The 12,110-nt window shown below is 42.6% G+C and carries 16 protein-coding genes; 15 read left to right on the top strand and 1 reads right to left on the bottom strand.

The genetic code is table 11. The features are described from left to right. The first annotated feature begins 32 nt into the window (after nt 1–32). From AC0VYC_RS00870 to AC0VYC_RS00925, 12 genes are all read left to right on the top strand, one after another. Complete coding sequence (locus AC0VYC_RS00870; protein ID WP_003217009.1) at nt 33–977, top strand: DNA-directed RNA polymerase subunit alpha; 945 nt, start codon at nt 33–35, stop codon at nt 975–977. A gap of 75 nt (nt 978–1,052) precedes the next feature. Further along, nucleotides 1,053–1,415 (top strand): 50S ribosomal protein L17, encoded by a 363-nt coding sequence (gene rplQ, locus AC0VYC_RS00875; protein WP_003216944.1) that lies wholly within the window; start codon nt 1,053–1,055, stop codon nt 1,413–1,415. Nucleotides 1,416–1,539: 124 nt separating this feature from the next. After that, the gene (locus AC0VYC_RS00880; RefSeq protein ID WP_008345218.1) at nt 1,540–2,382 is read left to right on the top strand and encodes an energy-coupling factor ABC transporter ATP-binding protein; all 843 of its coding nucleotides are present in this window, start codon (nt 1,540–1,542) and stop codon (nt 2,380–2,382) included. Then, the gene (locus AC0VYC_RS00885) at nt 2,358–3,227 is read left to right on the top strand and encodes an energy-coupling factor ABC transporter ATP-binding protein (RefSeq protein ID WP_024718300.1); all 870 of its coding nucleotides are present in this window, start codon (nt 2,358–2,360) and stop codon (nt 3,225–3,227) included. The genes AC0VYC_RS00880 and AC0VYC_RS00885 overlap by 25 nt, the downstream gene beginning before the upstream one ends. Then, nucleotides 3,224–4,021: an energy-coupling factor transporter transmembrane component T family protein gene (locus AC0VYC_RS00890; protein WP_008345215.1), complete on the top strand. Its 798-nt coding sequence runs from the start codon at nt 3,224–3,226 to the stop codon at nt 4,019–4,021. Before AC0VYC_RS00885 ends, AC0VYC_RS00890 begins: the two co-directional genes overlap by 4 nt. 11 nt (nt 4,022–4,032) lie before the next feature. After that, entirely contained in the window at nt 4,033–4,776 is a 744-nt protein-coding gene (gene truA, locus AC0VYC_RS00895; protein ID WP_110487780.1) for a tRNA pseudouridine(38-40) synthase TruA, read from the top strand. A gap of 164 nt (nt 4,777–4,940) precedes the next feature. Further along, on the top strand, nt 4,941–5,378 hold the full coding sequence (gene rplM, locus AC0VYC_RS00900; protein ID WP_003217042.1) for a 50S ribosomal protein L13: 438 nt from the start codon (nt 4,941–4,943) through the stop codon (nt 5,376–5,378). Nucleotides 5,379–5,398: 20 nt separating this feature from the next. Beyond that, on the top strand, nt 5,399–5,791 hold the full coding sequence (gene rpsI / locus AC0VYC_RS00905; RefSeq protein WP_007496354.1) for a 30S ribosomal protein S9: 393 nt from the start codon (nt 5,399–5,401) through the stop codon (nt 5,789–5,791). Nucleotides 5,792–5,968: 177 nt separating this feature from the next. Then, nucleotides 5,969–6,493, top strand: a complete 525-nt coding sequence (locus AC0VYC_RS00910; protein WP_178896495.1) for a GNAT family N-acetyltransferase — start codon at nt 5,969–5,971, stop codon at nt 6,491–6,493. Between the two features lie 97 nt (nt 6,494–6,590). Further along, the gene (locus tag AC0VYC_RS00915) at nt 6,591–7,343 is read left to right on the top strand and encodes an amidohydrolase family protein (protein WP_178896494.1); all 753 of its coding nucleotides are present in this window, start codon (nt 6,591–6,593) and stop codon (nt 7,341–7,343) included. 32 nt (nt 7,344–7,375) lie between these two features. Continuing rightward, nucleotides 7,376–7,849, top strand: a complete 474-nt coding sequence (locus AC0VYC_RS00920) for a GNAT family N-acetyltransferase (protein ID WP_178896493.1) — start codon at nt 7,376–7,378, stop codon at nt 7,847–7,849. Between the two features lie 99 nt (nt 7,850–7,948). Then, on the top strand, nt 7,949–8,947 hold the full coding sequence (locus tag AC0VYC_RS00925) for a serine hydrolase (protein WP_475389171.1): 999 nt from the start codon (nt 7,949–7,951) through the stop codon (nt 8,945–8,947). 37 nt (nt 8,948–8,984) lie between these two features. Here the strand turns inward: AC0VYC_RS00925 and AC0VYC_RS00930 are convergent, their stop codons facing one another. Further along, on the bottom strand, nt 8,985–9,554 hold the full coding sequence (locus AC0VYC_RS00930) for a DUF4825 domain-containing protein (RefSeq protein ID WP_342462179.1): 570 nt from the start codon (nt 9,552–9,554) through the stop codon (nt 8,985–8,987). 147 nt (nt 9,555–9,701) lie between these two features. On the opposite strand from AC0VYC_RS00930, the gene AC0VYC_RS00935 reads away from it, so the two are divergent. From AC0VYC_RS00935 to AC0VYC_RS00945, 3 genes are all read left to right on the top strand, one after another. Next, nucleotides 9,702–10,145, top strand: coding sequence for a YbaK family protein (locus AC0VYC_RS00935; RefSeq protein ID WP_035389125.1), 444 nt, complete (start codon nt 9,702–9,704; stop codon nt 10,143–10,145). 58 nt (nt 10,146–10,203) lie between these two features. Then, nucleotides 10,204–10,917, top strand: coding sequence for an N-acetylmuramoyl-L-alanine amidase CwlD (gene cwlD, locus AC0VYC_RS00940; protein ID WP_017359175.1), 714 nt, complete (start codon nt 10,204–10,206; stop codon nt 10,915–10,917). A gap of 103 nt (nt 10,918–11,020) precedes the next feature. Then, complete coding sequence (locus AC0VYC_RS00945) at nt 11,021–12,079, top strand: Mrp/NBP35 family ATP-binding protein (RefSeq protein ID WP_475389174.1); 1,059 nt, start codon at nt 11,021–11,023, stop codon at nt 12,077–12,079. Nucleotides 12,080–12,110 lie beyond the last annotated feature (31 nt).

Here is a 12,110-nt window from a genome sequence, read left to right on the forward strand (position 1 = left end):
GGTTTCGACGTTTTGAAGGAGGGTTTTATTAGATGATCGAAATTGAAAAACCAAAAATCGAAACGGTTGAAATCAGCGACGATGCCAAGTATGGCAAGTTTGTCGTAGAGCCACTTGAGCGTGGATATGGTACCACTTTAGGGAACTCCCTTCGTCGTATCCTTTTATCCTCACTTCCTGGTGCAGCTGTAACATCGATCCAGATAGATGGTGTCTTACACGAATTCTCAACGATCGAAGGCGTGGTTGAAGATGTTACAACGATTATCTTAAACATTAAAAAGCTTGCACTCAAAATCTACTCTGAAGAAGAGAAGACGCTTGAAATTGATGTACAAGATGAAGGAACTGTAACAGCTGCTGATATTACACACGACAGCGATATTGAAATCTTAAATCCAGATCTCCACATCGCAACTCTTGGCAAAAATGCGAGCTTCCGTGTTCGTTTGACTGCACAAAGAGGTCGCGGGTATAATCCTGCTGATGCAAACAAAAGAGACGATCAGCCTATCGGCGTGATTCCGATCGACTCAATCTATACACCTGTATCTCGTGTAACTTATCAAGTGGAGAACACCCGTGTTGGGCAAATCACAAACTATGATAAATTAACACTAGATGTATGGACTGATGGAAGCACAGGACCGAAAGAAGCGATCGCTCTAGGTTCTAAGATTTTAACTGAACACCTAAATATTTTCGTTGGGTTAACTGACGAAGCTCAGCATGCAGAAATCATGGTTGAAAAAGAAGAAGACCAAAAAGAAAAAGTGCTTGAAATGACAATTGAAGAGCTTGATCTTTCTGTTCGTTCTTACAACTGTTTGAAGCGTGCGGGTATTAACACTGTTCAAGAGCTTGCTAACAAGACAGAAGAGGATATGATGAAAGTTCGTAACCTTGGACGTAAATCTCTTGAAGAAGTGAAAGCGAAACTAGAAGAACTTGGACTGGGTCTTCGTAAAGACGATTGACTAGTTTCATTGTGAACTAGGATTTTCGTGTGTTTTTTATTCATACAGCATCTCTAATTAAGGAGGGGACATCACATGGCATACAGAAAGCTAGGACGCACTAGTGCACAACGTAAAGCAATGCTTCGTGACCTAACGACTGATTTGATCATCAACGAACGCATCGAAACAACTGAAACACGTGCGAAAGAACTTCGCTCTGTAGTTGAAAAAATGATCACTCTTGGCAAACGCGGAGATCTTCATGCTCGCCGTCAAGCTGCAGCTTACATTCGTAACGAAGTAGCTAACGCTGAAACAAACCAAGATGCACTTCAAAAATTATTCGCTGACGTTGCAACTCGCTACGAAGATCGCCAAGGTGGATACACTCGTATCATGAAGCTTGGACCTCGTCGCGGCGATGGCGCACCAATGGCTGTCATTGAATTAGTTTAATCACATATCGTGTATCTAAGAAAGGGCGGGACAGTTCATAACTGGATCTATGCCCTTTTTTAGATACTACGGCTTTTTAGCAACAGGCAAAGTAGAGGTTGAGCTGAGAGGAGGTCCGGTAGAGATGGAGAAGACATTAATTGACGTAAAAGACATTGTATTTCGTTATCACAAAGATGCGGACAAGCCCGCTTTAGACCAAGTGTCATTGCATGTGAATCAAAATGAATGGCTTGCCATTGTTGGCCACAACGGTTCAGGTAAATCCACACTTGCCCGTGTACTGAATGGGCTCATTTTACCGGATGCAGGAACGGTCAAGGTTGGTGAGATTGAGCTGAAAGAAGAAAGTGTTTGGGATATTCGCAAAAAGGTCGGCATGGTCTTTCAAAACCCAGACAACCAATTCGTTGGCTCAACGGTTCGTGATGATGTGGCTTTTGGTTTAGAAAATAACGGGGTTGAGCGGGAATTGATGATAGAGCGTGTAGATTGGGCTGTCAAACAGGTCAATATGCAGGAGTTTCTTGATCAAGAGCCGCACCATCTATCAGGCGGGCAAAAGCAGAGAGTAGCAATCGCAGGTGTACTTGCCGCAAGCCCTGACATCATGATCTTGGATGAAGCAACATCAATGCTTGATCCGATTGGCCGTGAAGAAGTGCTAGAAACCGTCAGACTGCTGAAGGAACAAGGAACGGTCACGGTCATTTCCATCACACATGATTTAGACGAGGCTGCGAAGGCAGACCGCGTTATTGTGATGAATGGTGGGAAGAAATTTGCCGAGGGAACACCAGAGGAAGTATTTGAACTAGATGAACAGCTGGTTCAGATTGGACTTGATCTGCCATTTTCCTACCGGTTGAGTAAGCAATTGAAGCAGCAAGGTGTGCCGCTTGCAAATGCCCATTTGACACAAGAAGGATTGGTGAAAGAGCTATGGACATTACGATCAAAGAATTAGAGCATCGTTATCAAATGAAAACGCCGTTTGAGCGTCTCGCTTTGTATGATGTCAATGCTTCCATCAAAGAAGGCAGCTATGTGGCTGTCATTGGTCATACGGGTTCTGGCAAGTCGACATTGCTGCAACATTTAAATGGACTGCTCAAACCAACAAAGGGGAGCATTGCGCTTGGAGATACGGTCTTACAAGCCAATAAAAAGCAGAAGGATATGAAACCCCTTCGAAAAAAGGTCGGCATCGTGTTTCAGTTTCCTGAACATCAGCTCTTTGAGGAGACGATTCTAAAGGATATCTGCTTTGGTCCGATGAATTTCGGTGTTCCAAAAGAAAAGGCAGAAGCCAAGGCTAAAGAGATGCTGAAGCTTGTAGGCCTTCCTGAATCCTTGTTATCTCGATCACCCTTTGAATTAAGCGGTGGTCAAATGAGACGTGTGGCGATTGCAGGTGTTCTAGCGATGGAGCCAGAAGTGCTTGTGCTTGATGAGCCGACTGCGGGATTAGATCCACGCGGACGTAAAGAAATCATGGACATGTTCTATGAGCTTCATCAAAAAGCCAACCTGACGACGATCCTTGTGACACACAGTATGGAAGATGCCGCTCATTATGCGGATCAAATGATTGTGATGCACAAAGGAACAGTAAAAGCGACAGGTACGCCGAGGGAGCTATTTGCCAATCGTACAGACATGTCTTCTTTCGGACTGGACCTCCCGGAAACGATCAAATTCCAGCAGGCTGTCGAAGAAAAGCTTGGGATGACGTTTCCAAGACCGCTTCTGACCATGGATGAAATGGCAGAAGCCTTAACAGCTTTATATCAGGAGGACACGACATCATGATGGATAGTATGATTATCGGCAAATATGTGCCAGGTACATCCTTTGTCCATCGTCTTGATCCAAGGACAAAGCTGTTATCAATTTTCTTTTTTGTCTTTATTGTCTTTTTTGCGAATAACTACATCACTTACGGGCTTTTAGGGGTCTTTACGATCCTTGTGGTGATGGTGTCTCAGGTGCCGCTGTACTTTATTCTCAAAGGAATGAAACCCATCCTTTGGATTGTTCTGTTTACCTTTATTCTGCATATCTTCATGACAAAGGATGGCGCTTTGCTCTTTCACTTTGGTTTTCTGAATATTTATGAAGAAGGTCTAAAACAGGGGATTTTCATTTCACTCCGTTTTGTCTATCTCATCATGATGACAACACTTCTGACGTTGACCACAACGCCTATTGAAGTGACAGACGGTATGGAGAAGCTGCTGCATCCTTTCCGTAAAATCAAGCTACCTGTTCATGAACTTGCTCTTATGATGTCAATTTCTCTTCGATTTATTCCGACTTTACTCGAAGAAACAGACAAAATCATGAAAGCCCAAATGGCAAGAGGTGTTGATTTTACAAGCGGACCCGTGAAAGATCGTTTAAAAGCGATTGTTCCGTTGCTTGTCCCGCTTTTCGTCAGTGCGTTTAAGCGTGCGGAGGAATTGGCGACCGCTATGGAAGCGAGAGGCTACCGCGGTGGAGAAGGGCGCACGAAATACCGTCAGCTTGTCTGGGGAATGAAAGACACGTTCACGCTGCTTCTATTCATCCTGTTAACAGCACTCCTTGTGCTGCTTAGAAATTAGGTGATGTCTAGATGAAAGTAAAATGTACCGTATCATACGATGGGACACATTTTAAAGGGTATCAAGTGCAACCAGGACAGCGTACTGTACAAACGGAGATTGAATCTGCTCTTGCTAGAATGCATAAACAAGATGAACTGATTCCGATTGTGGCTTCTGGCCGGACAGACAGTGGCGTTCACGCAAAGGGGCAGGTCATCCATTTTGACACTCCGCTTGCCATCCCGATGGAAAGATGGCCTTTTGCCCTCAATAGTCTCCTGCCTGATGACATCAGGGTTCTAAAGGCTGAGGAAGTGGATGAATCGTTTCATGCACGTTTTAGTGTCGTTTCGAAGGAGTACCGTTATAAGGTCTCAACGGAAACGCACCAAAATGTGTTCACGAGACAGTATGCCTGCCACTTTCCTTACCGGCTGGATGCAGACAAAATGAGAGAAGCTGCTGGGCACCTCATTGGCATACACGATTTCACAAGCTTTTGTGCGGCCAATACAGAGGTTCAAGACAAGGTGAGGGAGATTTACGCCCTTGAGTGGAAGAACGTCTCAGACGGGCTTGAAATGCGTGTGAGAGGGAATGGCTTTTTATACAACATGGTGCGAATTATAGCCGGCACGTTACTTGAAATTGGTTCTGGTAAATTTCACCCTGAGGAGATAAAAGCCATGCTTGCCGCCCGAAATCGCGAAGCGGCAGGCAAGACTGCGCCCAGTCACGGACTGTATTTATGGGAAGTTTTCTATGACAACTAAACCAGGTGTAACATGTTCTTGACACAGGAAGCAGAAAGTTATAAGATATCATATGGTATGTATTTCAACCCCACAAATAAGCCCCGGAAGACTTATCTGTGTTTTGAAATAGAACGTAGCATTTGATTCAGGAAAATTCATTGATTTATTTAGGAGGGAAACTCATGCGTACAACACCAATGGCGAACGCAAGCACAATTGAGCGCAAATGGCTAGTGGTTGATGCGGCAGGTAAGACTCTAGGTCGTCTTTCTACTGAAGTAGCATCACTTTTGCGCGGTAAGCACAAACCAACTTATACACCACACGTTGATACAGGTGATCACGTGATCATCATCAATGCTGAGAAAATCGAATTAACTGGTAAGAAATTGACGGACAAAATTTACTACCGTCATACGATGCACCCAGGTGGTTTGAAACAAAGAACTGCTCTTGAGATGCGTACAAACTACCCTGAAAAAATGTTGGAGCTTGCTATCAAAGGTATGCTTCCAAAGGGTCCACTAGGTCGTCAAATGTTCAAAAAATTAAATGTGTACCGTGGTTCTGAGCATCCACATCAAGCACAACAACCTGAAGTTTACGAACTTCGCGGTTAATTATAAGGGAGGTTAACAATTTGGCACAGGTTCAATATTACGGTACAGGTCGTCGTAAAAGTTCTGTAGCGCGCGTTCGCTTAGTTCCAGGTGAAGGCCGTATCGTCGTTAATAATCGTGAAATTACTGAATACATTCCATTCGCTGCTTTAATCGAAGACGTGAAACAGCCTTTGAACATCACAGAAACAGCTAACAGCTACGATGTTCTTGTAAATGTTCACGGTGGTGGATTCTCTGGTCAAGCTGGAGCAATTCGTCACGGTATCTCTCGTGCTCTTCTAGAAGTAGATCCTGAGTACCGTACACCACTTAAACGTGCTGGACTTCTTACTCGTGACTCTCGTATGAAAGAGCGTAAGAAATACGGTCTTAAAGGCGCACGTCGCGCACCTCAGTTCTCAAAACGTTAATCAATATTATATTGTATGGACGTTTTACAAAGGTTTGTACAGACAAACCCTATATAAAAAAGCATCAGCATCCTGCTGGTGCTTTTTTATTTGTGTTTTTTTCTGTCTGGAAACATATAAAATAGGATCATAGTCAGGTTTCTGTTTAAAAAATGATGTTAAAGGGGGATGGCATTTATGAATCTAACAACAGAAAGATGTCTCATTCGACCGTTTAATGAGGATGATTGGCAGGGTGTCTATGCATATACATCTGATCCGGTGGTGATGAGGTATATGCCAGAAGGTGTTTTTTCTAGAGAAGAGGCGCAGCAATTTGTCAAAAATAATCGTCTTGAGACGGGCAAGAATTTTGCTGTTCTATTAAAAGAAGATCATACATGCATCGGGCATATCGTGTTTCATCCTTACTTTGGTGAGCACACATATGAAATTGGCTGGGTCTTTAATTCTGCATATCAAAACAAAGGCTATGCATCAGAAGCTGCTTTTGCTGTCCTGCATCATGGTTTTCACACAATGAATTTACATCGAATCATTGCCACTTGTCAGCCTGAAAATGTGCCGTCATGGAGAGTGATGGAGAAAATGGGGATGAGAAGAGAGGGATATTTTAAAAAATGTATACCACAAGGAAATGAGTGGTGGGATGAGTTTTATTATGCCATCTTACGAGAGGAATGGTTTGTAAAGAAGGATTAATAAGTTTTTATAATATGAAGTGATTCATCATCTCGAATATTTTCTGGCTTTTTTAATTGATATAATCAGGTCAAATAAGCAGAAGAGGGGCGCGGGCATGAGGATCTTTGATGCACATTTTCATATCATTGATTTTGATTTTCCTATTCAAGAAAACCAAGGATATACGCCGCCGAGTTATGTGGTGAATGATTATAGGAGAGAGACGGCTGATTTGGGGATTGTAGGTGGAGCGATTGTGTCAGGGTCATTTCAGGGTTTTGATCAAGGTTATTTGTTGAAAGCCCTCGATGAAATGGGACCAGCTTTTTGCGGTGTGACACAATTACCTTTTACAGCAACTGACGATGAGATTGTTCATTTGGATCAACATGGGGTCAAGGCTTTACGTTTTAATGTGAAGCGGGGCGGTTCGGAGGATATTTCAAAGCTCGACTATTTTGCGAGAAGGGTGTATGAGCTGGCTGGGTGGCATAGTGAGATTTACATAGACGCTAAGCATCTTCCTGACATCTCATCAACGCTTGAACAGCTGCCGGCCGTTTCCATTGATCATCTAGGCTTATCTGAAGAAGGTTTGCCGCATTTGCTCAAGCTGGTTGAAAAAGGTGTTCGTGTGAAAGCGACTGGCTTTGGGCGTGTTGATTTAAAGGTCGAACATGCATTGACGTCTATTTATCAAACGAATCCTGATGCACTGATGTTTGGTACAGATCTTCCATCTACAAGGGCGAAACGTCCATTTGAATACGGTGATATTGAATTGATTCAACAGATGTTTGATGAGGAAGCGGCGGATAAAATTTTATATGAGAACGCTATCAATTGGTATTTTGGCAAAAATGAATAAAGGCTTCCATTCCGTGATAGGAGGTGTGTTCATTGAATCTGAATCAATTGACATTTAGGGAAGCCGTCCAAGGAGACCTCGACAACATCGTTTTGATGCTTTCAGATGATAAATTAGGCCAAAAGAGAGAACGCTACACTCGTCCATTATTAGAAAGCTACCTCAATGCCTTTCATTCGATCGAAGCGGATTCCAATATTGAACTAATCGTCGCTTGTGATCGGGAAGAGGTAGTCGGTGTTCTCCAATTAACAATGACTCCATTTCTAACGTATCAAGGAGGATGGAGAGCTTCAATAGAAGGAGTTCGTACAGCCTCGACTCATAGAGGAAGAGGAATTGGCACATTGTTGATCAAACGGGCTATTCAACGCGCAAGTGACCGCGGGTGTCATATGATTCAGCTGACAACTGACAAACAGAGGCCAGAAGCACGCTGTCTTTACGAAAAGTTGGGATTTGAAGCTACGCATGATGGGATGAAACTGCATCTTCTTCGTAAATAAACACACCAAGAAGCAAAGGTATTCACAATCCTTTGCTTTTTTGTGCCTTTGTTTCATATTGGAGACGAGAATCTATAGTGGTTTGGAAAGGAGAAACATTTGAAGAAAACAAAAGAGGATCTTTTGGCATTTGTCACGAAAAACAAAAAGGACGTATCAGTAACAATTATTGAAAATGAAGATGTGGTATTAGATTGGAATGGTGCTCAAAAAACACCACTTGCAAGTACGATGAAATTAATGGTTTTGTTTCATTTTGTTAAAGCTGTATCCAGCGGTGACATCAAGCTAGATGAAAAAGTGGCATTGTCTGATATAGAGCGGTTTTATATTGATAGAACCGATGGCGGTGCGCACACATACTGGCTGGAGGTCAACGATTTTTCTGAGCATGCAACTTTATTAGATGTTGCCAAAGGGATGATGCAATTCAGTTCGAATGCTTGTACTGATTATTTGATTGACCTGCTGGGCTTAGAGAAGATCAATAATCAGATGAAACAAGCAGGTCTTACAGAACATGATGAACTCATGCCGCTGACACCCAAGGTGTTGTGGCCAGCCTATGTATCTGATCATGAGCAGGATGCATTAAAGCAAATAAGCGATGTAACTGATGAACAATACAAATCTCTGATGATTGAGATTTTTCATATCATGAAAAATGACCCGGAGCATAAAAAGGCGTTAGAAGAAAAATTGATGAAAAAGAACTTGTTAAGCTTGCGTATTCAATCTTTACTGACGCAAAAGATGACAAGGTCTACAACGAATCAATATGCACATTTTATGAAACGTCTACAGGATGAGCTGTTAACAACAGAAGAAAAGCGTCTTTTTAGCCAAATTGTGCTGGGAGAAATATTGAAGACGGAAACAGATCAATATATTTGGTATAAAGGGGGATCGACGTTGTTTGTTGTCACTGCTGCTTTATATCGAAAAACGGATACATCAACTATATCGATTTCTCTATTCATCAATGACCTGAAAGCGGAGAATTCTCACTGGATGGGGGAAGTGTTCGATGAATTTATACTTACCGTAGTAGCAGATCAAAACTTTCGACAACGATTGATTCAAGCTTTTACTACATAATTATCAAAAAACAGAGGGTGACGCCCCTCTGTTTTTATTATTTCTTGATGGGAAACGCTTTGTATACATCTTGACGTTTATCTTTTGACTTCACAACTCCATCAACCAGTTCCTTTTGCCAAAGCGCTGTATCGTCTTTGTACTCTTTAAAAGAGTGAGGCAGCTTTTTTTCTAGCTGTTTTCTTTTAAACGTGACGGATGGCTCGTCTTTAGCGTTCATCTTGAGTGTCACTTGCTCCACATTATCGATAAGAATAAAAAGTGCCAATGCATTATATAAGTAGTTTTTTTCAATGGTATCCTTCTTATCAAACCAAAATGTATCAAACTGTTCTTCTGTATCATTGGTATTTTCTTTCACGCCGTATGTCACTTTTAGCGCTTTTTCATCTACGATTTCATACTCGCGAATCACGTTACCTGGAAGATCTGATAAAATAGCGCCGACTGCTCCATTGTCTCCAATATAAGAATTTTTGTGTTTGGAGAGCTGTTTTAATGATATGTCTTCTATTCCTTTTATGTCGCTCTTCTGCTCGGTCGCTTGACTGCCGCATCCAGATAAGACGACTGTTAGTAGCAACAGGATATACATCCACTTCTTCATGAATTTTGCCCCTTTTCTATTCTTTCTATATATAAATGTTCATTTTATCACAATTTCCCAATCCGTTAGCGCATTGATTTCCATTTACTGAACTGCATGTTTTGTTCAAACCAACGAACAATACAAAGAAAAAAAGGAGTTCAGTCCATGGCAGAAGTTCTTTCATTTTATCAATTGAAAACAAAACGAGATGTCACGCTTGAAAAGAAGCTGTTGCGTACATTGTCTCTTCAACAGGTGACGGTCGCTTCCGAGAAATTCACGAGGAAGCTGTTCCCATTTGCAGATGATCCAGCTGGGATTATGAGTGATGGCTGTATCGATTTCGCCATTGAGGCTTTTTTAGCAGGTGGGAGATACGGTGAGTCGAGTAAGTATGGTGAATCCTTCGATGATATAAAAAAGCGGTCAGTTCATGAAGAAGATGAGCTGGTTGAGGAGCTAGCAGGGTGTTTGCAATCATGGGGGAATATGTTCCGAATGGAGCGTAAGATGTCGTGTCTGTATCCATTTGCGAAGGAATTTTTAAGTAAGTGGTGGCAGGAAGGCTTTCGGGAATCAGAAAAAAGGCATAAGCTTCGACTGCACTAAGCATATTTCCAGCCCTTGTCCCATATCTATAAAATAATGGTGTATGGGAGGGACAGGGATGAAAAGAAAGCTGAAATGGACAGGGTTTTTAATCGGGTTTATTGTCCTCTTATTCTTATTCAGATTTCAGTTTCTAAATGATGATTCGTGGAAATCGTGGAACTTGCCTTTGAGCGGCAAGATCATCTATTTAGATCCGGGTCACGGCGGTCCAGATGGCGGGGCCGTAGGAGGAGAGCTGCTCGAAAAAGAGATTGCACTGGATGTGTCCATGAAGATAAGAGACTATTTGCAGGAGCAGGGAGCGCTTGTTCTCATGACACGGGAAGATGACTCTGATTTATCATCAAAGAATACAAAGGGTTATGCCCGAAAGAAAGCGGAGGATTTGAGAAACCGTGTGAAAGTCATCAATGAATCTGAAGCGGATCTCTATTTAAGCATTCATTTAAATGCGATTCCATCGAACAAATGGAGCGGGGCACAGACGTTCTTTTACGGAAAGTATGAAGAGAATGAAAAAGCAGCGAAGTTCATTCAAGATGAATTGCGCAACAACCTTGAAAACACAGATCGCAAGGCGAAGCGAATCAACGGGATTTATTTAATGCAAAATGTCACGAAGCCAGGAGCGCTTGTCGAAATCGGATTTTTATCGAATCCAAAAGAGGCTGGTCAGCTGGCGACTCCTAAATATCAGGATCAAATTGCTGCTTCGATTTATAAAGGCATTTTAAGATATTTAACAGAGCAAAAAGAGCCGCCTGAATAAGGGGCTTTTTCCTGTTTATCGCAGGCAAAGAGGACAGACATTGTAAGGATATGTATGATATACTTGAATTGTAAACGAATTCAATAAAGGGTGAGGTTCTGCTATGATCGGACAAGATGATGTGAGAAAACTAGTTGGGAAGATGGACGAACCTTTCCTTCATATACCGCTTGGTGAGCTGGATGCCATCAAGGAAATCAGCCTAAAGCCTGAAAAAGAGCATGTGAGCTTAAAAGTGGCGATTGCCAAAACAGGCACTGCTGAGCAGATGAAGCTGCAGCAAGACATCGTACAAGCTTTAAAAGCAGCGGGCGCGAACACTGTAGGACTTCGTTTTGAAGAACTGCCTCAAGAAACGCTTGAAAAGTTTATGCCGTCACAAGATGAGGATGAAAACCTGCTCAACTCTAAAAATCCGCCTGTGTTCTTAGCGATTGCGAGTGGAAAGGGCGGCGTTGGGAAATCAACTGTTTCCGTTAACCTGGCTGTGGCACTGGCTCGTCTAGGGAAAAAAGTGGGACTGATCGATGCTGATATTTACGGCTTTAGCGTACCGGATATGATGGGAATCACCGTCAGACCGACAGTTAAAGGGGAAAAAATTATTCCTGTGGAACGCTTTGGCGTCAAAGTGATTTCAATGGGCTTTTTTGTTGAAGAAAACGCACCGGTCATTTGGAGAGGACCGATGCTTGGTAAAATGCTAAATAACTTCTTCCACGAAGTAGAGTGGGGAGAATTAGATTACTTACTATTAGACCTTCCGCCTGGAACAGGTGATGTGGCACTTGATATTCATACGATGCTTCCGAGCTGTAAAGAAATCATTGTGACGACACCGCATCCAACAGCGGCTTTCGTTGCTGCTAGAGCAGGCGCAATGGCACTGCAAACAGATCACGAGGTGCTAGGGGTCGTTGAGAATATGAGTTACTATGAAAGCAAAAAAACAGGTGAGAAGGAATATGTCTTTGGTAAGGGCGGCGGGGATAAGCTGGCGGAGGAACTGCGTGTATCAGTTCTTGGTCAAATCCCTTTAAGACAGCCTGATTGGAATGAGGACGATTTTGCACCTTCTGTCTATGATGCGAGTCATCCGACAGGGGAAGTGTATCAACACATTGCCAATAAAGTCATTGAACAATTAACAGTGAAAGCATAATGAAAGCCCGAGTGGACCTTGTGCCACTCGG

The organism is Bacillus sp. iso_77, assembly GCF_056173625.1.